23 protein-coding genes and 1 riboswitch are annotated in these 24747 nt (G+C 75.2%); of the genes, 7 read left to right on the top strand and 16 right to left on the bottom strand.

Translation table 11 applies throughout. The features are described 5' to 3' along the window. Positions 1-10 precede the first annotated feature (10 nt). The 4 genes from ACFY4B_RS01445 to ACFY4B_RS01430 form a co-directional block, all read right to left on the bottom strand. Entirely contained in the window at positions 11-427 is a 417-nt protein-coding gene (locus ACFY4B_RS01445; RefSeq protein WP_387966186.1) for an NUDIX hydrolase, read from the bottom strand. 111 nt (positions 428-538) lie between these two features. Next, positions 539-1204, bottom strand: a complete 666-nt coding sequence (locus ACFY4B_RS01440; RefSeq protein ID WP_387966185.1) for a M15 family metallopeptidase — start codon at positions 1202-1204, stop codon at positions 539-541. A 65-nt stretch (positions 1205-1269) separates the two neighbouring features. After that, positions 1270-2397: an RICIN domain-containing protein gene (locus ACFY4B_RS01435; RefSeq protein ID WP_387966184.1), complete on the bottom strand. Its 1128-nt coding sequence runs from the start codon at positions 2395-2397 to the stop codon at positions 1270-1272. 98 nt (positions 2398-2495) lie between these two features. Beyond that, complete coding sequence (locus ACFY4B_RS01430; protein WP_387966183.1) at positions 2496-3809, bottom strand: XRE family transcriptional regulator; 1314 nt, start codon at positions 3807-3809, stop codon at positions 2496-2498. Positions 3810-3960: 151 nt separating this feature from the next. On the opposite strand from ACFY4B_RS01430, the gene ACFY4B_RS01425 reads away from it, so the two are divergent. From ACFY4B_RS01425 to ACFY4B_RS01415, 3 genes are all read left to right on the top strand, one after another. Further along, positions 3961-5049 carry a methyltransferase domain-containing protein gene (locus ACFY4B_RS01425; RefSeq protein WP_387966182.1) on the top strand — a complete coding sequence of 363 codons (1089 nt, stop codon included), beginning with the start codon at positions 3961-3963 and terminating at the stop codon, positions 5047-5049. Positions 5050-5147: 98 nt separating this feature from the next. Continuing rightward, complete coding sequence (locus ACFY4B_RS01420; protein WP_387966181.1) at positions 5148-5687, top strand: hypothetical protein; 540 nt, start codon at positions 5148-5150, stop codon at positions 5685-5687. Between the two features lie 239 nt (positions 5688-5926). Further along, positions 5927-6727: a helix-turn-helix domain-containing protein gene (locus tag ACFY4B_RS01415; RefSeq protein ID WP_387966180.1), complete on the top strand. Its 801-nt coding sequence runs from the start codon at positions 5927-5929 to the stop codon at positions 6725-6727. Here the strand turns inward: ACFY4B_RS01415 and ACFY4B_RS01410 are convergent. From ACFY4B_RS01410 to ACFY4B_RS01385, 6 genes are all read right to left on the bottom strand, one after another. Further along, on the bottom strand, positions 6724-7560 hold the full coding sequence (locus ACFY4B_RS01410; protein ID WP_074000827.1) for an ECF transporter S component: 837 nt from the start codon (positions 7558-7560) through the stop codon (positions 6724-6726). The genes ACFY4B_RS01415 and ACFY4B_RS01410 overlap by 4 nt on opposite strands. Next, positions 7557-9161, bottom strand: coding sequence for an ABC transporter ATP-binding protein (locus ACFY4B_RS01405; protein ID WP_387966179.1), 1605 nt, complete (start codon positions 9159-9161; stop codon positions 7557-7559). Before ACFY4B_RS01405 ends, ACFY4B_RS01410 begins: the two co-directional genes overlap by 4 nt. Then, the gene (locus tag ACFY4B_RS01400; protein ID WP_375874112.1) at positions 9158-10273 is read right to left on the bottom strand and encodes a CbiQ family ECF transporter T component; all 1116 of its coding nucleotides are present in this window, start codon (positions 10271-10273) and stop codon (positions 9158-9160) included. The genes ACFY4B_RS01405 and ACFY4B_RS01400 overlap by 4 nt, the downstream gene beginning before the upstream one ends. A 16-nt stretch (positions 10274-10289) precedes the next feature. Beyond that, positions 10290-11099 (bottom strand): SCO2322 family protein, encoded by an 810-nt coding sequence (locus ACFY4B_RS01395; protein ID WP_387966178.1) that lies wholly within the window; start codon positions 11097-11099, stop codon positions 10290-10292. Next, complete coding sequence (locus tag ACFY4B_RS01390; RefSeq protein ID WP_387966177.1) at positions 11099-12367, bottom strand: prenyltransferase/squalene oxidase repeat-containing protein; 1269 nt, start codon at positions 12365-12367, stop codon at positions 11099-11101. The genes ACFY4B_RS01395 and ACFY4B_RS01390 overlap by 1 nt, the downstream gene beginning before the upstream one ends. A 106-nt stretch (positions 12368-12473) precedes the next feature. Further along, a riboswitch (cobalamin riboswitch) is annotated at positions 12474-12557 on the bottom strand. 113 nt (positions 12558-12670) lie between these two features. Then, complete coding sequence (locus tag ACFY4B_RS01385; protein ID WP_049660100.1) at positions 12671-13291, bottom strand: TetR family transcriptional regulator; 621 nt, start codon at positions 13289-13291, stop codon at positions 12671-12673. Positions 13292-13523: 232 nt separating this feature from the next. Between ACFY4B_RS01385 and ACFY4B_RS01380 the strand changes: the two genes are divergently transcribed. The 3 genes from ACFY4B_RS01380 (at position 13524) to ACFY4B_RS01370 (ending at position 16785) form a co-directional block, all read left to right on the top strand. Then, positions 13524-14834: a glycosyltransferase family 4 protein gene (locus ACFY4B_RS01380; protein WP_074000830.1), complete on the top strand. Its 1311-nt coding sequence runs from the start codon at positions 13524-13526 to the stop codon at positions 14832-14834. Between the two features lie 149 nt (positions 14835-14983). After that, the gene (locus ACFY4B_RS01375; RefSeq protein WP_049660417.1) at positions 14984-15727 is read left to right on the top strand and encodes a class I SAM-dependent methyltransferase; all 744 of its coding nucleotides are present in this window, start codon (positions 14984-14986) and stop codon (positions 15725-15727) included. Further along, positions 15724-16785 (top strand): prenyltransferase, encoded by a 1062-nt coding sequence (locus ACFY4B_RS01370; protein ID WP_234348709.1) that lies wholly within the window; start codon positions 15724-15726, stop codon positions 16783-16785. Before ACFY4B_RS01375 ends, ACFY4B_RS01370 begins: the two co-directional genes overlap by 4 nt. A gap of 184 nt (positions 16786-16969) precedes the next feature. Here the strand turns inward: ACFY4B_RS01370 and ACFY4B_RS01365 are convergent, their stop codons facing one another. From ACFY4B_RS01365 to ACFY4B_RS01345, 5 genes are all read right to left on the bottom strand, one after another. Beyond that, complete coding sequence (locus ACFY4B_RS01365; RefSeq protein ID WP_074000831.1) at positions 16970-17881, bottom strand: hypothetical protein; 912 nt, start codon at positions 17879-17881, stop codon at positions 16970-16972. 195 nt (positions 17882-18076) lie between these two features. Further along, complete coding sequence (locus tag ACFY4B_RS01360) at positions 18077-19117, bottom strand: N-acetylmuramoyl-L-alanine amidase (protein WP_387966176.1); 1041 nt, start codon at positions 19115-19117, stop codon at positions 18077-18079. 7 nt (positions 19118-19124) lie between these two features. Beyond that, complete coding sequence (locus ACFY4B_RS01355; RefSeq protein ID WP_387966175.1) at positions 19125-20396, bottom strand: hypothetical protein; 1272 nt, start codon at positions 20394-20396, stop codon at positions 19125-19127. A 134-nt stretch (positions 20397-20530) separates the two neighbouring features. Beyond that, complete coding sequence (locus tag ACFY4B_RS01350) at positions 20531-21184, bottom strand: class I SAM-dependent methyltransferase (protein ID WP_375874062.1); 654 nt, start codon at positions 21182-21184, stop codon at positions 20531-20533. Between the two features lie 121 nt (positions 21185-21305). Further along, complete coding sequence (locus ACFY4B_RS01345; protein WP_387966174.1) at positions 21306-22691, bottom strand: M48 family metalloprotease; 1386 nt, start codon at positions 22689-22691, stop codon at positions 21306-21308. Positions 22692-22852: 161 nt separating this feature from the next. Between ACFY4B_RS01345 and ACFY4B_RS01340 the strand changes: the two genes are divergently transcribed. After that, the gene (locus ACFY4B_RS01340; protein WP_387966173.1) at positions 22853-23935 is read left to right on the top strand and encodes an alcohol dehydrogenase catalytic domain-containing protein; all 1083 of its coding nucleotides are present in this window, start codon (positions 22853-22855) and stop codon (positions 23933-23935) included. Between the two features lie 165 nt (positions 23936-24100). Here the strand turns inward: ACFY4B_RS01340 and ACFY4B_RS01335 are convergent, their stop codons facing one another. Beyond that, the gene (locus ACFY4B_RS01335) at positions 24101-24274 is read right to left on the bottom strand and encodes a hypothetical protein (RefSeq protein ID WP_158077660.1); all 174 of its coding nucleotides are present in this window, start codon (positions 24272-24274) and stop codon (positions 24101-24103) included. Between the last annotated feature and the right edge of the window lie 473 nt (positions 24275-24747).

Genomic DNA, 24747 nt, shown 5'->3' with positions numbered 1-24747 from the left:
CCGCGTGCCCCTACTCGGCGAGCGCGCCGTCGAGGTACTCCCGCACCGGCGGGAACAGCGGGAACGGCACGTACTCGGCCAGCTCGGCGCGGGACGCCCACACCACCCGGTCCAGCTCGTCGGAGTCCACCACGGTGGCGGTGCCGCCGACCACCTCGCAGGCCGTGTACGCCATCCGCCGCCCGTTCTGCGGATGCTCCCGCTCGCCGAGCAGCCGGGCGGCGGCGACGCGCAGGCCGGTCTCCTCGGCGGTCTCGCGCACGGCCGCCGCCCCGGCGGACTCGCCCGCCTCGACCTCCCCGGCCGGGAACTGCCAGGACAGTTCGCCCTCGGCGATCCGCCGCCGCACCATCAGCACCCGGCCGTCCTCGACGACGATCGCGACGGCGACGGCGGGGGGTGCGTGCTCGGGGTTCTGCTCGGTCATCGCTCTGCTCCTCGGGTCAGGACGGCGTCGGTGTCGACGCCATCCTGACCCGGGGCCGCGGCCGACAGCAGGCAGCGGGTCGCGTGTCGTGTCGGTTGTGCGCAGTGTCGGCTACCGGTGCGCTGGCCCGTAGAGCGCCGACGGCGCGCCGGTGGCCAGTGCCCAGTAGCGGTCCCCGTACGACCAGTGCCACCACTCGGTGGGGTAGTTGACGAGCCCGGCGCCGGTCAGGACGCTGCCGAGCAGTCGCCGGTTGGCGCGGGCCTGAGCACCGATGTTGTCGGCGTGGGTGTAGCAGGCCCCGGCACTCTCCTCCGGGTTGGCGTTGACCCTGGTGCCGAGGTCGAGCTCACGGCCGTCGGCGTCGACCAGGGTGAGGTCGACGGCGGCCCCGGCACTGTGCGGTGCGATCTCCGGCGGGGAGACGTAGCGGCTGGCCGACGACCTGACCCGGTCGTCCGGCCAGTCGGGGTTCGCGGCCCGCAACTCGGCGGCGTACTCGTCGAAGTAGCGGCTCTGGAGGGCCGGCGGCCGGTAGCCCTCGACGAACAGCAGCCGCAGGCCGTCCGGCAGGGCCGCCTGTGCGTCGAGCAGCCGGTCGAGCACGCCGGCCCGCAGCTGCGCGAAGGCCCCGGTGCCGTCCTGCTTTCGCCCGTCGACGGGCAGCACGCCGCCGCTCCGTACGTCCGACAGCCGTACGTCTGACAGCCGCTCGCCGCAGTCCTGGACGGGGACCGCGGCGACCTTCGGGTCGGACATGAGGATGATCTCGCTCAACACGCCTCCTGGGTAAGGGGGGCAACGCTACGGGGCCGGGCAGGACGACTTCGCGGGCAGCGGGGTCAGCTCTTCTGGTCGTCGGCCCAGGTGATGTCCATCTGGTCGATGAAGTAGCGGTTGTCGAAGCGGAGGAAGACCTTGGACGTGGTGTCGTTGTCCGCGATCCAGGTCTTGTTCCACTGGATGACGGTGCCGGCGCCGTCGCGCTTGGGGAAGTAGAGGCCCTCGCGGCGTTCGGGCTGGTTGTAGAAGCCGTGCCCGTTGGGCAGCCGGTACGGCGTCCGGACGAGGGAGCCGCTGTAGTCGTCGAACAGCGCGGCGGGGAAGTTGGTGCGGGCGACGAGCTTCGGCGGGACGTAGTGGACGTCGACCTCGCCGGAGTCCACGTAGCGGGCGGGCTCCCCCTTCAGCCGGTGGAAGGCCCTGCGCACGGCGCCCGCCGTGTCGTAGCTGTCGGTGAAGGTCACGAGACTTCCCTCCCGCCCCTCCTGGTACCAGTCGCCCTGGGAGTACTGGTCGAAGTCGAAGGCGCCGATGCGGGTGCCCGGGGTGAGGAGCTCGCCGGGGACCTCCCGGAAGCTGGTCTCGTCGTAGATCTGCTCGATGGTCCGCACGCGCTTCTCGAAGCGGCGGGCCGGCACCCGGACCCGTCCCGTCCCCACCGGCAGGTCGGTGGCCTTCGGCGCCGGGGCGGGTGCGGGCTCCGGTGCCGGGAGGGGCGCGGGCGCCCAGGCGGTGCAGTTCAGGTCCTGGGCCCCGGCGCCCTTCTCCAGGATCAGGGGCCCGCCCGGCCGTTCGGCCGCCGGTTCGGCCAGGCCGAGGAGGCAGTTGGAGGAGTCGTGGAGGGCCATCAGCCGGCCGGTGTCGCGCTGGACGAAGGCCCGCCAGGCCTGCCGCCAGTACGAGGAGTCGCTGCCGGTGTCGGAGAACTTGGGCCGCAGGGTGACCTTGGCGCCCCGGTTCGATTCCTCGGCGGTCAGGTAGAGGCCGGTGGCCACGTGCCGGATCCGGTGGTTGAGCACCCGGAACCGCTCGGCCACCCACTGCTCGCCGTCGCCACCGGTCTCGGGCGCGAGTACCACGGGGGTGCCCTCGGGGCTTCCCGGCGCGGCTCCGGCCACCAGGCCGGGAATGCGGTGGAGGCGTAGGACGAACGTTTCGGTGGGCCAGTCGACCAGCATCGTGGACACCTTCTCAGCATGGGGATATGACAGAACGTCAAGACCATGATCGCTTGATCGGACGGATTGGCGCCAGGGCGTGCGGGGACGAAGGAACGGGTCGGTGGTCAGCAGGCCCGCAGGCGCTCCAGGAACTCCGGGACGCCGTCGACCCGGCGGTACGGCTCGAAGGCCGGTGCGAGCTCGCGGACCAGGGCGACGCAGCGGGGCGCGCCGATCCGGGTGGCCAGGTCGAGCGACTCGCCGGTGACGGACACGGCCTGCTCGACCTCCTTGGCCTCCAGGTAGCCCCGGGCCTGGTACGTCAGGAAGACGCCGCGCGTCTTGTCCCTGGCGCGGGGCAGCAGCGCCATCCCCTCCGCGATCCGGGCCCGGGCCTCGTCCGGCCGGCCGAGGTCCAGGAGGCACTGGCCGGAGTCCACGGCCAGGTCGGCGGGGCCCATCCACGCGCACCACCCGGGTGCGGGGTCGGCGGCGTCGACGGCGAGGGCGGACTCGGCGTCGGACAGGTCCCGGTAGCAGGCGGCGCGGTCGCCGAGCACCGCGTGGGCCCTGGCGCGGCGGAGGAGGAGCAGCGAGCGGGCGGTCGGGTGCGAGACGCCGGACAGGGCGTGCCCGAGCTGGCCGACGGAGACCCCCGCCTCGCCTAGCCAGGTGGCCTGGTAGGCGAAGTCGGACAGCACCCCGGCGCCGTGGTCGCGGTCGCCCGCGGCGTTCGCGGACTGCAGGGCGGCCTCCCACAGCTTTCCGGCCGCCCAGTGCCGGCCCTGGTCGAAGCGGTACCAGCCGCAGGTGGTGGCGAGCGAGGCGGCCAGCCGGTGGAGGCGTCGACCGGTCGCCTCGCCGTAGCGGCCCTCCTCGATCAGCTCCGTGACGGTGGCCAGGTGGGCGTCCATCAGGCGGACGGTGTGCTGGCGCTGCTCGGTGGGCAGGGCCGTCAGCTTCCTGCTGGTCTCCTCCAGCCAGTCCACGAGTTCGCCGTCCACGTGCTTGCCGTCCAGGGCCGAGGCGAGGCGCCCGGGCCCGGTCGTGGCCCACTGGGCGGCCAGGCCGCCCAGCGAGATCGCGCTGAAGGTCATGAAGCTGCGGCGGTCCATGGCGGCTCTCTGGGCGTCGTGGAGTGCTCGGACGGTGTGGGCGGCGCCCAGGGGCAGCGGCTCGTCCCGCCCGGGCAGCCAGTACGGCCAGCCGTACGCCTCCAACTCCGACAGCGGGACGTCGAAGGCCTCGGCGATGAGGAGCTGGGAGTCGGTGTTCGGCGTCTTGCGCCAGTGCTCCCACCGGCTGACGGCCGCCTTGTCGGCGCCGGAGCGGAGCCCGTGACGCCGGGCGGCCTTGTTCAGCTCCGCGACGAGGTCGCCCTGCGACCAGTGACGCAGTTCGCGCGCGTAGGCGAGGGGATGCCGGATCGGGTCGTCCACGGGGTCAATCCCATCATCGACAGTGACCGCGAGCCTACCGCCGGTGCGGGCGGGACAACCCCGGGACCACGGGCAATGGCTTTCCGGTGAGGGCGAGTTGGGCTGTACTCGACTCGCACCGACCGAGTTCCTCCACGAAGGGGATGGCCGCGTGAAGTGGAACGCGCTCACCGACGCGCTCCGGGAGTCCGGGGCGCTGTCGGTCGACTGGGAGCCGGTGTTCCGGGCCGTGCCCCGACGCCTGTTCGTCCCGGACCGGGTCCACCACGGGGGTGATTGGCTCGACCGGGCGGAACGGCCGGGCGAGTGGGGCGAGTTGGTCGCCTCGGACGTCCCGCTCGTGACGAGGCTGGACGAGGACGGCCGCACGCCGGCCTCGTCCAGTTCGATGCCCACCGTCGTGGCCCGGATGCTCTGGCACCTCCGGGTCGCCGACGGCATGCGGGTGTTGGACATCGGCACCGGTGCGGGGTGGACGGCCGCGTTGCTGGCGCGCCGGCTCGGGGTGGAGAACGTGACCACCGTGGAGCTGGATCCCGAACTGTCCGGTGCCGCGCGGCGGCGCCTGGCGGCGAACGGCCTGCCGGTCACGGCCGTTGTCGGCGACGGCATGCTCGGCCATCCGGCGGGCGCGCCGTACGACCGGATCCATGTCACCGCGGCCGTGCAACGCGTCCCCGGGGCGCTGATCGAGCAGACGGTGCCCGGCGGCGTGATCGTCGTCCCGTACGGCACGGCGTTCTGCAACGGGGGGTTGCTGAGGCTCACCGTCGCCGATGACGGCCGGTCCGCGAGCGGGCCGTTCGTCGAGGATGTGGCGTTCATGTGGGTGCGGGACCAGCGCCCCGGGAGCGGCGAGTTCGAGATTGAGGACGTCCGGCACGGCCCGTCCGCCCTCGACCCCGCCACCGTGGCCGAGCGCACCGACGCCGCGTTCGCGATCGGACTGCGACTGCCGGGCCTGTTCCGGCGGGAGGTGTGGGCAGGCTACGACCGTTTCGGTACCGGCCGGTTCGAGGTGTGGGACGGCGTCTCGTACGCCCACTGCCGCCTCGCCGACCGGGACGGCGAGCACGCCGTCTCGCAGTCCGGCCCCCGCGACCTGTGGGACGAGGTGACCGCCGCCCATGCCTGGTGGCGGCGCCAGGGCGAGCCGGGCCTCGACCGGTTCGGCCTGACCGTCACCGTCGCGGGCGAGCACCGGGTGTGGCTGGACGAGCCGGATCGCGTGGTCGGGTGAGGGGTGACGGCCGCACTGGACTTCTGGCCGCGTCGCCGACCCGGCGGCGCGGCCAGGATCATTGTCTGTGGGACGGACCGTGCGGCAAAGGAGAGACCGTGTTGGGACTGCTGGGCTTCTACGACGAGTTGGACGAACGCTCCGGCTCACCGAACGGGTCGATACTCGACGCCGTCCGGCCGGTGGGGGAGCCGGATGAGGCGGACCTGGTGGCCTACCTGGACGCGGGCCATGTCCTCATCGACGTCATGGAGGGCGGCCGCGACGTCATCACCGGCAGCGTGCACCGGCATTCCTCGGGATGCTCCTCCCCGATGACCGACGGTGTGTGGTTGTGGCGTCTGGACTTCCCGCACTACCTGGAGACGCACCACGTGGCGCTCCCCGGGGCCTTCGTGGAGCACGTCCGCAGCCTGGACTACCGGATGCCCGCCGTCTCCGTCGCTCGGTTCGCTTCGCATTACGACGAGACGATGCCCCTGATCGGTTGGGCTTCGGCCGTTCCCTGGCGGTCGGCCGCGACCGTGCTCGTACCCGAGCCGCGAGTGGTGATGAGCAAGGTCCGGTTCGACGCGGAAGTGTCGGCCGGGGGTCGGGAACAGCCGTACGGCAAGCGGCGCAAGGCGAGGAAGGCGTAGGCGTCACCAGGGGAAGAGCCCCTGTGCGCCCGGGGCTTGTGTGCTTGGTGGGGGCGCTGGGGGGCGTGCGTTCGTGCCGCACGAAAGGGTGATGTGGGTGGGGGTTTGACGAGGTGTTACGGCGTTGCGGTGAAGATTGTGGTGTCGGGTGCTTGGAGAAGCGCCCGGTGCATGGGCACAAGTAACCCCGGCGGTGCTCCAACACCCCGGGGTTTGGCACCAGGAGAAAGCAACTCCAGATGCAGATTCATCGTATCCCTCAGCATGCTCCCGGGTACACGATCCTGGACAACGGGCATGTCGTCCGTAAGCACTCGCTGTCGTGGGCCGCGCGGGGGCTGTTGAGCTACCTGCTCAGCCTGCCGGACGGGGCGCGCGAAGACGTCCGCACGCTGGCCGCCAAGAGCGTGGAGGGTCGGACGAGTGTGGCGCGGGCGCTCAGGGAGTTGGAGACGGCCGGGCACTACGTCCGGCGCACCCAGCGGGACCCGCTGACCGGGCAGGTGCGGACGGTCGTCTCGGTGCACGAGGTGCCGGTGACGACGGGCAAGGCGGTGCACACGGTGCCGCCGCTTCCCGTGCCCCCGGCCGCCGGTGGTCCAGCTCCAGGTGGGCCAGGCGTCGGGAAGGCGGGAAGCCCTTCCAAGGAACGGGAAACCAAGGACGTGGAAGAACCTTCCGTCCGTCCCCCGGAGAAGTTGACGGCTGGCATGGCGCTGCTGCTCGAACTCGGGTGCCGGGAGCCGAAGATGGCCCTGGCGGGGAAGCCCTTGAGTGATCAAGCCGCGCGGGTGGAGGGGTTGCTCGCGAGTGGGTGGACGCGGGACGCGCTGGCGGGGATTATCGCGGCTCCGCTGCCGGACAAGGTCACGCACAGCGTCGGGGCGATCCTGGCGGCGCGGATCGCCAAGGTGCCGACCGTTCCGGCGTCCAGGAAGGCAAGCGATGGGACCCGTCGGCACGAGTGCCCCGGCCGGGGCGGGATGTGCGGACGGCCCGTGGCGGGAGCCGGGCAGGTGTGCGGGGCGTGCCGGGCTTAGCGCTCCGGCGGGCGGAAGGTGACCGGGGCGTCGAAGGCGGCGCGGCGGGTGGTGCGGCGCAGGGCGCGCAGGACGGGGGTGCCGAGGGTGAGGCAGAGCACCACGGTGAGTGCGGCGCGCGGCAGGTCCCAGCCCAGTGACGTGGTCAGGCAGTAGGCGGCGAAGCGGACCAGGTTGGCGGGCAGCGGGTCGCCGGGGACGAAGGAGATGGAGCCGGCCAGGCCGCCGATGTACGGCCAGCCCTGGAGGTTCATGATCGTGCCGTAGAGGAGGGACGCAATGGCGCCATAGGACGCCAGCACCACGAGTTCGCGCCGGCCGCGCAGCGAGGAGGCCCCCGGGAGCAGGCCCGCACCCAGACAGACCCAGCCCATCGCCAGCATCTGGAACGGCAGCCACGGCCCGACCCCGCCGGTGAGCAGCGCGGAGGCGAACATCGACAGCGAGCCGAGGACGAAGCCGAAGCCCGGGCCGAGCACCCGCCCGGACAGCACCATCAGGAAGAACATCGGCTCCAGCCCCGCCGTGCCCGCGCCGAGGGGGCGCAGCGCCGCGCCGGCGGCGGCCAGGACGCCCAGCAGGGCCACGGACTTGGCGTCCAGGCCGGGGGCGCCGCCGCCCGCCGAGCGGCCCTCGGAGATCTGGGCGATGACGACGGCGAGGAGGAGGGGGAGCAGCAGGGCGAACAGCCAGGGCGCGTCGGTGGAGTGGCCGACCAGCGCCGACTTGGTGGAGGCGAGCAGCGGCCAGCCGAAGGCGGCGACGCCGACGAAGGAGACCGACAGCAGCGCCGCGACGGACCGGCGTCCCAGCGGGACGGGACGAGTGCTCATGCGTCCAGCGCCTCCGCGACCTGCCGGACGGTGAGCCACGGCCCGGGTGCCAGCACCTTGGCGACCTGCGGGGCGAAGGCGGGGGAGGAGACCACGACCTCCGCCGTCGGACCGTCCGCGACGATCTCGCCCTCGGCGAGGATCACCGTGCGGTGGGCGAGTTCGGCGGCCAGCTCGACGTCGTGGGTGGCGAGGAGCACGGCGTGGTCCTCGGCGGCCAGGCCGCGCAGGATCTCCACCAGCCGGGCCTTGGCGGCGTAGTCGAGGCCGCGGGTCGGCTCGTCGAGGAGCAGCAGCGGGGGCCGGGCGGTGAGCACGACGGCGAGGGCGAGGGTGAGCCGCTGGCCCTCGGAGAGGTCGCGCGGGTGGGTGTCGTCGTCGATGCCGGGCAGCAGGCGCTCGACCAGGGCGCGGCAGGTGCCGGCGGCGGCTCCGGCGTCGCTGTCGGCCGCGGCGCACTCGGCGGCGACCGATTCGCCGTACAGCAGGTCGCGCGGGTCCTGCGGGACGAGGCCGACCTCGCGGATCAGTTCGGCGGGGCGGGTGCGGTGCGGGGCGCGGCCGCCGACCCTGACGCTGCCGGAGGAGGGGGCGTGCAGGCCGACCAGGCTGCCCAGCAGGGTGGACTTGCCGGCGCCGTTGCGGCCCATCAGGGCGGTGATCTCGCCGGGGTGGAGGGAGAGGTCCACGCCGCGCAGGGCCGGGACGGGGCCGCGCCGGACGGCGAGGCGGTCGGTGACGGCGAGGGGGGCGGCAGTGGCGCGGAGGTCGGCGGGAGCGGGCGTCCGGCCGTCCAGCCGGGCGCGCAGCGGCGCGGCCTTGCGGCGCGCGTCGCGGACCGAGAGCGGCAGCGGCCGCCAGCCCGCGAGCCGGCCGAGGCCGACCACCGGCGGGTGCACCGGGGAGTGCGCCATCACCTCGGCGGGCTCGCCGAGGACGGGCGGGGCGTCGGGGGTGAGCAGCAGCACCTGGTCGGCGTACTGGACGACCCGCTCCAGCCGGTGCTCGGCCATCAGCACGGTGGTGCCGAGGTCGTGCACCAGCCGCTGGAGGACGGACAGCACCTCCTCGGCCGCGCCCGGGTCGAGCGCCGAGGTGGGCTCGTCCAGGACCAGCACGCGCGGGTGCACGGTGAGCACCGAGCCGATCGCGACGCGCTGCTGCTGGCCGCCGGAGAGGGAGTTCAGCGCGCGGTCGCGCAGGTCGGCGAGGCCGAGCAGGTCGAGGGTCTCCTCGACCCGGCGGCGCATCACGTCGCCCGGCAGGCCCAGGGACTCCATGCCGTAGGCGAGTTCGTCCTCCACGGTGTCGGTGACGAAGTGCGCCAGCGGGTCCTGCCCCACCGTGCCGACCAGGTCGGCGAGTTCGCGCGGACGGTGCTCGCGGGTGTCCCGGCCGCCGACGGTGACCCGGCCGTGCAGCACCCCGCCGGTGAAGTGCGGCACCAGGCCGCTGACCGTCCCCAGCAGGGTGGACTTGCCGGAGCCGGACGGGCCCACCAGCAGGCAGAGTTCGCCCTCGGGGACGGTCAGGTCGACGCCGTCGAGGGCGGGTGCGGCCGAGTCCGCGTACCGGACGGAGACCTGCTCGAAGGTGATCACGATGCCCTCCGGGGCGGGGTCGGGGCGGCGAACGCCGGTACCAGGCCGAGCAGCACGGTCAGCACGGCGGCCAGTGGCAGCGCGGGGACGGTCGGCGGGACGACGGTGGGGGCGAAGGCGGCCGGGTCCCGCGCGGCCAGGTAGGTGGTGAGGGCCGCCACGGCCGCCCCGGAACCGGCCGTCAGCCACTCGGGGACGGCCCAAGGGTCGGGCCGGTAGCGACTTCTGACGGACCGTCGGCCACCCAGCAGCAGGCCGGCGAAGGCGGCGGCCAGGCCGAGCAACAGGACGGGCAGCGCCCAGCCCGCGCCACCGGCCGTCAGCAGCCCGTACGCGGCCAGGCAGACCCCGAGCAGTCCGGCCAGGGTGAGCGCGGCCGTCGCCCGGGCGAGCCGGCGCGGGACGTCGGCGGTGCGGCCGAACCCCCGGGTGTCCATGGCGGCGGCCAGTGCGATGGACCGCTCCAACGCGCCCTCCAGCACCGGGAGTCCGACGCTCAGCACGGCCGCGACGCCCTTGTCGGAGCGGCCCCGCAGACGCCGCGCGGCACGCAGCCGGCGGACGTCCGCGATCAGGTTCGGCGCGAAGGTCATCGCCACCACGACGGCGACGCCCGCCTCGTAGAGCGCGCCGGGCAGGGCGCGCAGCAGCCGGGCCGGGCTGGCCAGCGAGTTGGCGGCGCCGACGCAGACCAGCAGGGTGGCCAGCCGCAGCCCGTCGTACAGCGCCGCGAGCAGCCCCTCGACGGTGACCCGGCCGCCGATCCGCACGCCCTGCGCCCAGACGGGCAGCGGGAGTTCGGGCAGCGTGAACAGCACATGGGTGCCCGGGACCGGCGAGCCGAGGAAGACCGCGAAGACCAGTCGGATGCCGAGCACCAGCAGGCCCAGCCGCAGGAACGCCCCGTACGAGCGCGACCACGGCGCATCGCCGCGCCGGGCCGCGACCACGTACCCGGCGACGGCGACGAGTAGCAGCAGGATCGCCGGGTTGGTGGTGCGGGTGGCTGCCGCGCCCAGCCCCAGCGCCCACAACCACCAGGCCCCGGGGTGCAGTTGACGGGGGCCGGTGGGCGGCCGGGTGGTACGGACGGCGGTGCTGCTCACGGTGATTCCTGGGTGGGGGACGTTAGGGGTGACGGCGGCGGCGCGCCTGCCAGACGGCGCCACCGGCGAGGACGGCCACCAGCGCGCCACCGGCGATCAGGCCGACGTCCGGGCCGCTGCCGGTGCTCTGGTCGGCGGATCCGGCGGCCGGCTGGGCGGCACCGGCCGCGCCGACCTGGTCGCCGCAGCCCGCCTTCGGGTACCCGGCGATGGCGCACAGCAGCCCGTTGGTGTCGTAGCGCAGCGGCGGGGCGACGGTGGCCAGCACCTCGGCCGAGGTGGCGCGGGGCGCGACGGTGGCGCACGCCGTGCGCTGCTCGGGCACCGAGGCGGCGGACGAGCCGGAGGTGGACGAGCCGGAGACGGACGAACCGGAAGCGGACGAGCCGGAGGCGGACGAACCGGCGGCGGAGCCGGCGTCCTCGGCGGTGCCGAAGTCCAGCACGACGGCCACCCGCTTGCGGCCCTCCTGCGCGGGCGTGTCCGCGCAGATGTCGGCGAAGCTCCCGGCCGTCCGGGGCTTCGCGGCGTCCTGCCCGCCGTCCGGGCTCAGCGCGAACCGCCAGCCGTCCACGGCCCCGTCCGGCGGCACCGCGACGGAGGGCCCCTGCTGCTGGTACGTCCAGCTGCCGCCCTCGGCGCCGCGCCAGAACGACCAGTACCGGTACCCGGCGGCCTGCGCCGGAGCGGCGGAGGCGAGCAGCAGCACCGCCCCGAGGAGGGGGAGGAGCAGCGCGGCGAGGGCGGTGCGACGGCGGGCGCGGGCGCGGGCGCCTCCGCCCGGCAGGCCGGGCCCCGGCCCGCCGGGAGCGGCGTGGGAGGCGGGACGCATCAGAGGTGGGTGTTGCGCTTGCGCTGGAGGCTGAGGAGGAGGCCGCCGCCGACGCCGATGAGCAGGCCGACGCCGATCAGCCAGTACTGGCCGATGCCGCTGTCCTTCTTCTTCGCCGGGGCGGTCGCCGTCGCCGTGGCGGAGGCGCCGGTGGCCTTGGGCGCCGGGCCGAGGGCGGTGAGCTGGCCGGTCAGGGCGGCGGTGTCGCGGTGGGTGGCCTGGGCGACCAGCAGGAGGGTGGCGGTGGCGCCGGCGTCGGTGCCGCCCTTGGTCCAGGTGGCGCCCTCCTTGCCGAGCCAGTCGACGGCGCCGGCGGCCTGCTGGGGGTGGCCGCTCTGGCTGAGGGCGAGGGCGGCCCAGGCGGTGGCGGTGTAGTCGGGGGTGGGGGCGGCGCCCGGGGTGGTGAGGGTGAGGTGGTCGCCGCCGGCCGCGAGCTGGGCGGCGAGGTAGGCGCCGACGGCCTCGCCGGACTCCGCGTGCGAAACCGGGGCCGAGGAGGCCGAGGAGCCCTGGGCGGCCGGGGCGTCGGCGCAGGCCAGGGCCTTGGGCGCGGCGTCGGCGTGCACCGTGCCGGCGACCGGCAGGTGGCCGCCGCTCGCGGCGAGCGCGGCCTGGGCGCTGGCCAGGGCGTTCGGGGTGAGGGCGCCGCCGGCCGGGTCGGTCTGGTAGGCGAAGGCGCCGCGCTGGTCGGCGGGGGCGGCGCAGCCGAGCTGGAAGAGGGCGAGCCCGTCGAAGGCGGACCTGCCGGCCTTGGCGACGCCCGCCGGGTCGGTCTTGGCGGCGAACAGCGCGTTGACGGCGAGGCCGGTGGAGTCGGCGTCGCCGGGGCTGCCCGGGTTGTACGCCCAGCTGCCGTCGGCGTTCTGGTTGGCCTTGAGCCAGCCGACGCCCTTGTCGACGGCCTCCTGGTGCCCGCCGAGGGCGACCAGGGCCTGGACGGCGACGGCGGTGGCGTTGCTGTCCTCGGTCTTGGGGTCGCAGGCCGCGCCGGCGGCCCGGTACGAGGGCCAGCCGCCGTCCTCGCACTGCTGCCCGGTGAGCCAGCCGACGGCCGAGTCGGCCGGGGTGACCTTGGCCGCCGTCAGCGCGGTGAGCGCCAGCGACTGCCGCCAGACGCCGTCGTACGTCGGGTCGCTCTTGCCGTACAGCCCGTCGGGAACGGCGGCGGGGGTCGGCGCGGGGCTGTCGGCGAGGGCCGGTCCTGCGGCGAGGCCGGTGAGCAGCGCGGCGGACAGGGCGGCGGCGCCCAGGCGGGCGGCGGTCAGCATGGTGCGGGTGTGCCTTTCGGTGAGCGGTGGTGGCCCGGGCGGGGCCGTTCCGTAGTCCTCGACGGTGCCGGGCGCGTGCGTCCGGACTGGCCGCTCGCCCCTCCCCGGGTGCTCCGACTCGTCCGGGCGGCCGATGGCGGCGCCGGTCTCACGGCTGCGGGGTCAGCGCCGGATTCGCACCGGCTTTCCCCGGGGGAGGAGCGGGATGGAGTTGTGCCGACTGTCGACTCTAGCCGCCGGAGCACGACGAGCGTCCCGGCGCGGCCAGGAACAGGTTCCAGTCAGTGGGGAGAGGAGGGCGGCTCACGGCAGGGCGAGCAGCCGGGCCGCGGTGTGCAGGTCGGCCCGGACCTCGGCGATCGAGGCGCGCCCGGAGAGCCAGGCGACCAGCGCCGAGTGCCAGGTGTGCTCGATCACCCGCACCGCCGCGCGCTGGCTCTCGGTGGGCGGCCCGGACTGGCCGATCGCGTCCAGGATGAGCTGTCCGGTGGCCGTGCTGACCTGGTCCACCTCGGCCCCCACCGAGCGGTCCGCGAAGGACAGCGCCCGGACCATGGCCTCGGCCAGCAGCGGCTCGCGCTGCAGCGCGTGGAAGGCCCGGGTGAGGGCGTCGGCGACCCGCGGCGCGGGTTCGCGGTCGGTCGGCGGGTGCCGCCGGATGTGCTCCTGGAGGCCCTGGAGCTGCTCCAGCATCACCGCCACCAGCAGGTGGACCTTGGACGGGAAGTACCGGTAGAGCGTGCCGAGGGCGACCTGCGCGCCCTCCGCGACCTCCCGCATCTGCACCGCCTCGTACCCGCCCCGCACCGCCAGCGCGGTGGCGGCCCGCAGGATGCGCCGGCGCCGTTCGGCCTGGCGCGCGGTCAGCGGCGGCTCGCCCGGGGGCGAGAGCTGCGGAGAGGTGGAAGGAGGGGGTGGCGGCAAGGGTGCTCCCGGGCGGGCGAGAGTGGCGGCGTGCTCCACATGGTCGGCAGGATCCGGCGTGGCGGGAATCACCAGCCCTGGCTCCTGAGGGAAAGCTACGGGCCGGTATCTTCGAGGTCTCTCATTGTTCACGTGGTCGACGACGAGTTCCCCAGCCACTGAAACCTGATCTACTTTAGCGACCGGAAGCACGACCGGCAGCACCGTAAGCAGCTAGAGAAGAGGGCCCAGGATGACCGCGCAGCCGCTGCGGATTGCCCTGCTGTCGTACCGAGGGGACCCCTTCTGCGGCGGTCAGGGCGTGTACGTACGGCACCTCTCCCGGGAGCTGGCCAGGCTCGGCCACCACGTGGACGTGATCGGCGCCCAGCCCTTCCCGGTGCTCGACGAGGTCGACGGCCCCGGCTCGGTGCGCCTGGTCGAGCTGCCCAGCCTGGACCTCTACCGCGCCGACGACCCCTTCCGTACCCCGGCCCGCGACGAGTTCCGCGGCCCGGTGGACGTGCTGGAGTTCGCCACCATGCGCACCGGCGGCTTCCCCGAGCCGCTCACCTTCTCGCTGCGCGCCCGCCGCTACCTGGCCGCCCACAAGGGCCGCTACGACGTGGTGCACGACAACCAGACCCTCGGCTACGGCCTGCTCGGCCTGGCCCGGCACGGCTTCCCGCTGGTCACCACGATCCACCACCCGATCACCGTGGACCGGCAGCTGGAGCTGGACGCCGCCACCACCCGCGGCAAGCGGCTCTCGCTGCGCCGCTGGTACGCCTTCACCCGGATGCAGCGCCGGGTCGCCGCCCGGCTGGACCACGTGATCACCGTCTCCGGCACCTCGCAGCGCGAGATCGCCGAGCACCTGGGCGTCGCGCCCGGCGCGATCTCGGTGGTGCCGATCGGCGCCGACACCCGGCTCTGGTCGCCCTCGGCGGAGATCGAGCGCGTCCCCGGCCGGATCGTCACCACCTCCAGCGCGGACGTCCCGCTGAAGGGCCTGGTCTTCCTGGTCGAGGCGCTCGCCAAGGTCCGTACCGAGCGGGACGCCCACCTGGTGGTGGTCGGCAAGCCGCAGAAGGAGGACGGGCCGGTGGCCGAGGCGGTGCGCCGCTTCGGGCTGGCCGGGCACATCGAGTTCCGCAGCGGGCTGACCGACCAGGAGCTGGTCGACCTCTACCGCTCGGCCGAGGTGGCCTGCGTCCCCTCGCTCTACGAGGGCTTCTCGCTGCCCGCCGCCGAGGCGATGGCCACCGGCACCCCGCTGGTCGCGACCACCGGCGGGGCGATCCCCGAGGTGGCCGGGCCGGACGGGGAGTCCTGTCTGGCGGTGCCGCCGGGGGAGGCGGACGCGCTGGCCGCCGCGCTCGGCCGGCTGCTGGACGACCCGGAGCTGCGGGCCGGGCTCGGCGCGGCCGGACGGGAGCGGGTGCTGGCCCGGTTCACCTGGGAGCGGGCCGCCGAGCTGACCGCCGAGGCCTATCGCGCGGCGCTCGCCACCGGCGTCGGCGCCCGGGCCCGCTCGGGGCCGGGCTGGCGGTACGTGGCCTAGCCGCCCGCCCGCGGCAGGTCGGTGACGGCCGGTCGGCGGAGGCGGGGCGGTGGCGGCAGGGCGAGCCTGCCCGACGAAGCGTGACGTGCCGGGAGTGGCGTGACGAAGCGTCAAGAACGCTTGGTAGCAATAGGAATGGGAGTCCTGCAGTGCTGACCGTCGATTTCTCGCGCTTCCCGCTCGCCCCCGGCGACCGGGTGCTCGACCTGGGCTGCGGCGGGGGCCGGCACGCGTTCGAGTGCTACCGCCGTGGCGCCAACGTGATCGCCCTCGACCAGAACACCGAGGAGATCGCCGAGGTCAGGAAGTGGTTCGCGGCGATGGAGCAGGCCGGTGAGGCCCCCGAGGGCGCGTCGGCGGTCGCGATGGAGGGCAACGCGCTGGCGCTGCCGTTCGAGGACGAGTACTTCGACAAGATCATCATCTCCGAGGTGATGGAGCACATCCCGGACGACAAGGGCGTGCTCAACGAGATGTTCCGGGTCCTCAAGCCGGGCGGCCTGCTCGCCGTCACCGTGCCCCGCTGGCTCCCGGAGAAGATCTGCTGGGCGCTGTCCGACGAGTACCACGCCAACGAGGGCGGCCACATCCGGATCTACCGGGGCGACGAGCTGCTCGAGAAGCTCAAGGACGCCGGCCTGGAGCCGTACGGCACCCATCACGCGCACGCGCTGCACTCGCCGTACTGGTGGATCAAGTGCGCGGTCGGCGTCGACAACGACAAGGCGCTGCCGGTCAAGGCCTACCACCAGCTGCTGGTCTGGGACATCGTCGGCACCCCGGTGATCAGCAGCCTCACCAGGGCCGCCGAGCGGGCCCTCAACCCGGTGATCGGCAAGAGCTTCGTCGCGTACGCCTCCAAGCCCAACCGCGCGCCGGGCGGGACGGCGTGACGGCCGCCGTCCCCGAGGTGCTGCTGCTCGACGGGGTGCTCGACGCCGAGCAGGCCGCCGACACCGTGCGCAGCATCCTGGCCGAGCAGCGCCCCGACGGCGCCATACCCTGGTTCGCCGGCCACCACCTCGACCCCTGGGACCACACCGAGGCGGCGATGGCCCTCGACACGGCCGGCGAGCACGCCGCCGCCGAGGCCGCCTACCGCTGGCTCGCCGCCGCCCAGAACCCGGACGGCTCCTGGTACGCCGCGTACACCGACGGCGCGGTCACCGACCGGGCCAAGGAGAGCAACTTCTGCGCGTACATCGCGGTCGGGGTCTGGCACCACCACCTCAGCACCGGCGACGACGCGTTCCTGGAGTGGATCTGGCCGGTCGTCCGGCGCGCCCTGGACTTCATCGTCGGGCTGCGGCTGCCCGGCGGCCCGATCGCCTGGCGGGTCGACGGGGACGGCACCGCCACCGACGAGGCGCTGCTCACCGGCTCGTCCAGCATCCTGCACGCGCTGCGCTGCGGCCTGGCCGTCGCCGAGTACCTGGAGGAGCCGCAGCCCGACTGGGAGCTCGCGGCCGGCCGGCTGGGGCACGCCGTCTCCCACCACCCCGAGCGGTTCCTGGACAAGGGCCGCTACTCGATGGACTGGTACTACCCGGTGCTCGGCACCGGCCTGCGCGGCGAGGCGGCGGTGGCCCGGATCGAGCGGGACTGGGAGCGCTTCGTCGTCCCCGGCCTCGGCGTGCGCTGCGTCAGCGACCGCCCGTGGGTGACCGGCGGCGAGAGCGCCGAGCTGGCGCTCGCGCTCTGGGCCATCGGCCAGTCCGACCGCGCGGTGGACATCCTGCGCTGGATCCAGAAGCACCTGCGGCACGAGGACGGCTCGTACTGGACCGGGTACGTCTTCGAGGACGACGCGATCTGGCCGGAGGAGCGCACCACCTGGACGGCCGGGGCGCTGCTGCTCGCGGTGGCCGCGCTCGGCGGGGACCCGGCGACGGTCGCGGTCTTCGGCGGGGAGCAGCTGCCGGCCGGGCTGGTGGTCGCGGACTGCTGCTGAGCCCGGCGCACGCGCGCGGGACGGGGCGCGCGCGGGACGGGCGTACGCGGAGCGGACGTCCGTACGGATCGGGCGCACAGGGCGCACCGGGTGCGGACACGGCGCGTACACGCGGAAGGGGCGGGACCGGAGAACCGGTCCCGCCCCTTCGCGGTGTGCGTCCGCGGGCGTCAGCCGTGCTGTCTCAGCCGCGCTGGATGCCCGTGGTGTCGGCCAGCACGCCCTGGCTGCCGTCCGGCAGCTGCGCGACCAGCGCGGCGCCGCGCTGCTCGACGGCCAGGTACCAGGTGCCCGGCACGACCTCGCCGACCGGGGCACCGGCCGGGTTGTCCTTCGGGGCCAGCTGGCGCGGGGCCGGGACGGCGAACCAGAACGGCTGGAAGTCCGCCGCCGGGGCGGGCGCCTGCTGCGCGGCCGGGACCGGCTGCGGGGCCGGGGCGCCGGCGTCGTGCGGCTGGGCGGCCTGGACCGGCTGGCCGGGCTGCGGCTGGCCGGCACCCGGGTAGCCGTAGCCGCCCTGGCCGCCGAACGCCGGGTCGTGGCCCTGGGCCGGGTAGCCGTACTGGCCGGGCTGGCCGGGGGCACCCGGCTGACCGGGCTGGCCCGGGTAGCCGTACTGGCCGGGGACGGCCGCCGGGCGGTCGGCGGCCAGCGGGGCCTTCAGTGCGGGCACCAGGGGGCCCGCGGCGGCCGCGCCGGCCAGCGCGAGCAGCGCGATGAAGCCGAGCCAGGCGCCGAAGCCGTGGCTGACGACGGAGCTGGAGGTGCCGCCGCCGAGCGCCCAGACCGAGGTCCACAGCGCCGCGACGGAGAGGGCGATGCCCCACTGGTCCAGCCGCAGGCCGAGCACCTGGCGGTTGGCCGCGGCCGCACCCTGGAAGCGCTGCACCAGGATCAGCACCGCGGCGGCGATGCCGAGGAGGTAGATCGACGGCAGGATGGGGAACAGGTCCGTGCTCCACGCGTTCTGCGACGGCGGGCAGTACCGGCTGTTGCCGCAGTCCACGGTCCAGTAAGGCAGGAAGGAGGCGATGAAGAGCAGGACGGCCGCGCCTGCGACGGCGGCGTCTCCCCTGGTGAGAGCGCGCAGATTCACTAACGTTCCCCTCGTTGACGTGTCGTGGACGGTGGTTCGCGCGGTCGGGCCGACCGGCCGAAACTCCCGAACGGACCAGAAGCCTAGGCCCAACCGTCCTGCCGGTGCACGGCGGGACCGGGAATGGGGTGAAGTCGTTGCAAACCGTGCGGTCCGGGCGGAGCGTCGTCCTCCGCCGGTCGCGGCCCAACTCCCTTACCGCTCTTCGGTCTTCTCTTGGGTCGTCAGGAAAGCGGTCAGCGCGTCGGCGATCCCCCGGGCCGCCTGCTGGCGCCACTGAGGGTCCGTCATCCGCTTCGCGTCCGTCGAGTTGCGCATGTTACCGCACTCGATGAACACCTTGGGGACCGTCGAGAGGTTGAGGCCGCCCAGGTCGGAGCGGGTGTCCAGGCCGTCCTTGGCGATGTAGTCCGCGTACGGCTCGCCGGTCGCGGCGTGGAACCGGTCGCGCAGCAGGAGGCCGAGCCGGCGCGAGGGGGCGACGATCGCCGCGTTGTCCGCCTTCCCCGCCACCACCCGGGCGGGCATGATCACGTGGAACCCGCTGCCGCTCGCCGGGCCGCCGTCCCCGTGCACCGAGACCGCGACGTCGGCGTGGGCGTCGGCGCCCGCGCGGGCCCGCTCGTCGACGCACGGGCCCCAGGGCCGGTCGCCGTCCTGCACCAGGACCACCGTGGCGCCCCGGGCGGCCAGCAGGGCGCGGGCCCGGCGGGAGACGTCCAGGGTGTACTCGGCCTCGGTGTAGCCGGCGTTGGTCTCGGTGCCGGTGGTGTCGCACTCCTTGCGGGCGTTGCCGATGTCCACCTGGCGGTTGATCTCGGCGGTGTGGGCGGAGTTCCCGGGGTTGTGGCCGGGGTCGAGCAGGACGGTGCGGCCGGTCAGGACCGCGGCGTCGGCGGGCGCGGACGGGGCCTCGGCCGCCGGGGTGGTGGACGGCGGCGGTGCGACCGGCGGGGTGAGGGGCGCGGCGGTGCCGTCGGCCGGGGCGCCGGGGTCGGCGGTCCCCGGCTGGTCCGTGGCCGTCGGGGCGGGCGGCGCCGAAGCCGGGTCGGCAGTCGGGGACGAGGCGGCGGGGGCCGACGCGGCCGGGGCCGCCGTGGCGCCCGCCGGGCCTGAGTGGTCGAGGGCCCGCCAGCCGAACCAGCCCGCCGTGCAGAGCGGAACGGCCACGGCCGCGGCGGTGGTGGCGCGCAGCAGGGCGGAGCGGCGGGGCGGTCGGGGGGCGGTGCCGGTCACTGGTCGGTCAGATCCTGTCCTGGGTGCGCGGAGTCAGGCCGTAGCTCTTCGCGATCGCGTTCCACTTCGTCATGAAGTCCGTCTTCGCCTGCGTCGCCTGCGGGTTGAGCTCGTCCGCGTGCTTCTTGTCGGCGGTGGCCGGGGCCCGGCCGGTGCAGCCCTGGGCGGCGACGGCGCGCGCCCAGCTCGCGTATGCCTTGTCTATGTCGGCGGACAACTGCCAGGCGGACTTCAGGGAGTTCACCGCGTCCGCGCCGCCCGGCACGTCCGTGACGCTCAGTTGGGAGAGCTTGGCCAGCAGGGCGGTCCGCTGGCTCGCGCCGTTGTCGAAGTCCTGCGCGGCGCTCTCGATGTCGGCCTTCGGCGGGCAGCTGGTCACCTTGGCGACGGCGCTGCCGATCGGGGCCTTGGCGCTCTCGCCCTCGCTGAGCAGGCCGTCCAGCGCCTGGGCCTGAGCCTTGGCGCCCGGACCGGGAGCGGTCGAGCTCGGCGACGGCGTACCGGCGGGCGAGCCGGACGCGCTCGCGGCGGCGCTCGGCGCACCGTCCGCACCCGTGGGCGCGGTCGCGGGCGGCGGGTTCTCCGCGCCGGTCGCCGGGGCCGAGGCCGGGGCGGGCGCGGCCTGGCCGTCCTTGTCGCCGCCGCCCCGCAGGGCGAACAGCAGGCCGCCGCCGACCGCCAGCACCAGGAGCAGCGCGAAGCCGATCAGCAGCGGGGCCCTGCGGTTGGTCGGCCGGTCCTCGTCGTCCCCGTGGGCGGTCCCGGTCGGGTAGTCGGGCTGGGCGCCGTAGGGGAGCGGGCTGCCGTACGGGGGCTGGGCGCCGTACGGGGACTGCGGCGGGGCGGCGGGCGGCTGCAGGAGGTAGTCGTAGCCGGGGGTCTGCTGCGTCTCCTGCTGCGGGGCGTGGGACGGCGGACCCGCGTGGGAGGGGAACGGCGCGGACGCCGGCGGGGCGGCCGGGGGCGGCGGGGCGGCGCCGGGGAACAGCCGGGCGGTCGGCGGGTCGTAGCCGGGCGAGGCGGCCAGGTACGGGCGGGCGCCCAGCGGCGGGCCCTGGTCGCCGACGGCGCCGGGCGAGGGCGGCGGGGCCATCGGACCGGGCTGGGCGGCGGACTGCGGGGCCGTGGGCTGCGGGGCCGCGGGAGGCTGGGGGGTGGCGGGCGCCTCGGGGACGGGCTGCGCGTCGGCCGGGCGCTGCGGGCCGCGCACCCAGCCGCCGGCGCCGCCGCGCGCGGTCGGGTCCCAGACCGCCGGAGCGCTGTTCTGCTGGTCCGTCATGTCGCTGCTGGCCCCCACCGTCCGCCGATGCTCTGCCTGGTGCTGCGCGGCCACCGTACCGTTCGAACCCCTGCCCGGCAGCCCCGGCACGACGTTAGAGCATCGGCGCGGGACCCCGGGAGCGAACAGATGTCCTACCGCGCGGCGCGGCGCAGGACGCGCAGGGAGCCGGTCACCGAGACCTCCTCGAAGCCCTCGGCCAGCGCCCGCAGGTACACCCGGTACGGGGCCTGGCCGCCGTCCGCCGGGTCGGGGAACACGTCGTGCACCACCAGCAGGCCCTCCGGCGCCAGGTGCGGCACCCAGCCCTCGTAGTCGCCGGTCGCGTGCTCGTCGGTGTGCCCGCCGTCGATGAACACCAGGCCCAGCGGGCGCCCCCACAGCGCGGCGATCCGCGGCGAGCGGCCGACCAGCGCCACCACGTGCTCCTCCAGCCCGGCGGCGTGCAGGGCGCGGCGGAACCGCGGCAGGGTGTCCATCAGCCCGACCTCGGGGTCGACCAGGGTCGGGTCGTGGTACTCCCAGCCGGGCTGCTGCTCCTCCGAGCCGCGGTGGTGGTCGACGGTCAGCGCGACCGTCCCCGCCTCCCGGGCCGCCGCCGCGAGCAGGATCGCCGAGCGGCCGCAGTAGGTGCCGATCTCCAGCACCGGCAGCCCGGTGCTCCGGGCCGCCTCCACCGCCGCCGCGTACAGCGCGAGCCCCTCGTCCACCGGCATGAACCCGGTGGCCTCCTCGAACGCCGCCAGCACCTCGGGTGCCGGCTCGGCGCTCAGCAGCAGGTCGGACATGCGGTGCTCCTCGGGGGGTCGGGACGCGGGCGGACGTGCACGGACCCTACTCGACGGTAGCGGTAGCGGCGCCGCCGGGGCGGCCGGCGCCGACCGGTGCCGTGCGTCGATCGGGCCGCGGTCAGCCCGCGAGCAGGTCGGCGGCGATCCGGGCGCGGTGCGGGGCCAGCTCGGCGGCGATCGCCCCGACCTCGGCGGGGGTGGCGGTGACGGCGGCCGGCCGGGCCTCGGCGCGCTCGACCAGGGCGATCCGCAGGTGGGTCGGAGGGTGGGTGGAGTCCACGGCGGCGTGGTCACGGGCGCTGAGCCGCAGCAGGCGCTCGTGCTCGGTGGCGGGGACGGAGCCGAGGTGCTCGCGCAGCCGCTCCCAGAGCAGTTCCGGGGCGGGCGGCTTCGGCCGCTCGGACTGTTCGGGCTGTTCGGGCCGCTCCGGGCCCCGGCCGCGGCCGCGGCGGACCGTCCGGGGGCGCCGGCGCTCCTCGGCGCGGATCCGGCCCACGGCGGTGCATACCGGGCCGAACAGCAGGAGCGTCGCGAGCATCCCGCCGGCCGCCTCGCTGCCGCCGACCCGGACGGCGAGGGCGTCCGCGCGGTACTCGGCCTGCTGCCCGGCGCGGGAGGTGAGCCGGTCGAACAGGTAGAGGCCCTGGAGCAGCAGCCAGGCGACGGCCCGCAGGACGACCGCGCCGACCAGCGCGCCGATCCGGATCAGCAGCGAGAGCTCGTCGCCGTGCGCGCGGCCCGGCCGGTCGGGCCGGACCATGCCGTACCAGGCCGCGAGCGCCGAGACCGCGCTGTGCAGCCAGAGCGAGCGGCGGTGGTCGCCGTTGACGTGGTGGCCGAACTCGTGGCCGAGCAGGGCGATCCGCTGCCGGTCGTCCAGCACCTCCCAGAACGGCAGGCCCAGTTCGAGGACGGGACGGCGGCGCAGCCCGACCAGCCCGTAGGAGGCGTTGAACTCGTCGGTGACCCGGATGACGGCCACCGGCGCGGCACCCAGCTCGGCGGCCACCCGGTCCGCCAGCCCGTACAGGGCCGGGGCCGAGGCGCGGTCGAGGACGTTCTGGTCGCGCGGCACCCGGCCGAACCGGGGCCGCAGCGCGACCGCGACCACCAGCGCCACCACGCCCGCGCAGCGCTGCACCGTGCTCCCGGTGACGAGCAGCCAGACCGCCAGGCAGAGCAGGCCGACGGTGACCAGGTGGACCAGGCCGGCGGCGGCGGAGGCCAGCAGCCAGTCGCGGCGGGCGGTCGGGGAGTCGCCGCCGGCGGCCTGCTCCTCGAACAGCCGGTCGGTGCGGTCGGCCGCCGCCCGCTCGCGCCGGGTGGGCGCGGGAGCGCCGTCCTGACCGGGGGACAGGTTCCAGTCGCAGGCCGGGCACCAGGCGGTGAAGCGCGGGTCGGCGGTCAGCTCGGCGGCGCAGCGGGGGCAGGACGCGCCGTGGGCGGGCTGCTCGGGGGAGGCCTGCGAGGGCGCGGGCGGGGACGTCGGAAGGGGTGTCGACACGGTGGTGATCATGGCGTGTCGCAGCGGTGGAAGGACAGTGAATTCGTACAGTTCCGCCGGCCGGTTGTTGTGGAACGCGTTCTAGTCGCGTCGCGCCGCCCGTGCCAGAATCGGCCCGACCGCCGATCCGAGGAACACCAGGCACCCCGGGAGCAGCACCCATGCGCGCAGCCGTCCTGCACAAGACCGGCCAGGAGACCCTCGACGTCCGCGAGGACGTGACGGCCGTGGGCTTCGGGCCGGGCACCGTACGGGTCCGGATGCGCGCCGCCAGCCTCTGCCACTCGGACCTCTCCGCGATGAGCGGCGTCCTGCCGCAGCCCGCGCCGTTCGTCCCCGGGCACGAGGGCGCCGGGGACGTGCTGGAGGTCGGCGAGGGCATCACCGGCCTCGCCGCCGGTGACCGCGTGGTGCTCTGCTGGATGGCCCCCTGCGGCCGCTGCGACCACTGCCGCCGGGACCGCGGCCACCTCTGCATCGCCAGCCTGCGCAGCCTCGGCGCCCCGGGCTTCCGGATCGCCGAGGGCGGGCTGAGCGCCTCCGGCTTCTACGGCACCGGGGCCTTCGCCGAAGAGGTCGTGGTCGCGGCGAACGCCGTCATCAAGGTGCCCGACGACCTCCCGTACGAGGCCGCCGCGCTGATCGGCTGCGGCGTGACCACGGGCATCGGCGCCGCAGTGAACACCGCCCGGGTCGAGCCCGGCGCCTCCGTCGCGGTGATCGGCGCGGGCGGGGTCGGCGTGGCCACCGTGCAGGGCGCCCGGGTCTGCGGAGCCGGCCGGATCACCGTCGTCGACCCGGTGGCCTCGCGCCGCGAGCGCGCCCTGGCGTTCGGCGCCACCGAGGCGATCGCGCCCGAGGAGCTGAAGGCGACGGCCAAGAAGCTGCCCGGCGGCGGCTTCGACTACGTCTTCGAGGCGGTCGGCCGCGCGGCCACCGTCCGGGCCGGCTACGAGGCCGCCCGGCGCGGCGGCGCGGTGGTCGTCATCGGCGCGGGCGCGCAGGACGACCTCGCGCAGTTCACCATGGGCGAGCTGTTCTTCAACGAGAAGCGCCTGCTGCCCTCGCTCTACGGCGGGGCGACGGTGGCGCGCACCATCGGGCTGGTCGTGGACCTCTGGCGGGCCGGGCGGATCGACCTCGACGGCATGGTCACCCACCGGGTGGGGCTCGCGGACGTCAACGAGGCGATCGCGCAGATGCGGAGCGGCGAGGCGCTGCGGACGGTCGTGACGCTGGGCTGAGGGCGGGCCGCGGCCGGGGCGCTGCTCGGGGCTTCGCACAGAGGCTTCGGGCGGAGGCTTCGCATGGAGACTTCGGGCGGAGGCTTCGGGAAAGCCGAGGGCCCGCCGGGGGAGTCCGTGCCCTCCCGGCGGGCCCTCGTACGCGGTGCCCTGGTGGTGGTGCGGTCAGCCCAGCGCCCCGGCCGCACGGTGGCGGCCGTGCGGGTCGGACTCCGGGCTGTCGTCGGCGGCGGAGCCACCGCGGTGGCGGCCGTGCGACGCGGTGTCCTTGGCCGTCTTCTCGTCGGCGTCGGTCCCGGTAACCGCGGGTCCGGTGGTGTCGGTGAGGGTGTCGGACATGAGAATCGTCTTTTCCGTGCGGAGGGTGCAGGTCATCGGCGCCCGGCCGGCGCCGGTGGCGCACGGTCTGGTCCCCGATCGGGCGCCCGGTACGCGCCCGTAGCCGGTGATCGCGGCCCGTGCCCCGGTCACCATAACGGCCGGGACGGACGAGATCCTATCGAGATCATGACGCGAGTCCCGCGCTGGTCCCGGGCCCGGAACCGGGCCGGCGGCCGACCGGCTCGCGGTGGCGCGGGGAGGGCGCCCGGAGACCGCCGCGCCGGGCCGGCGGCCCGCGCCCGCCGTCCGGCGGCGGCAGCCGGGTCCGCCCGCGGTGCGGAACTGATGCGGCGCGCAACGATCATCGGCGATCATCAGTGTCCCCGCGTGTGCGGCGGAGGCCCGTTCGACCCGCTCCTCGGCGTCGGTGTCCGGACGGCGGGCCGCCCGGTCCGGCAGCACGGCCGGGGCGGGGGACGGGCAGGTCCGTA

This window comes from Kitasatospora sp. NPDC001261, from assembly GCF_042896795.1.
Lineage (GTDB): Bacteria > Actinomycetota > Actinomycetes > Streptomycetales > Streptomycetaceae > Kitasatospora.
Note: the sequence above shows the minus strand (reverse complement) of the source record. Positions and strands in the feature narration are given on the sequence as shown.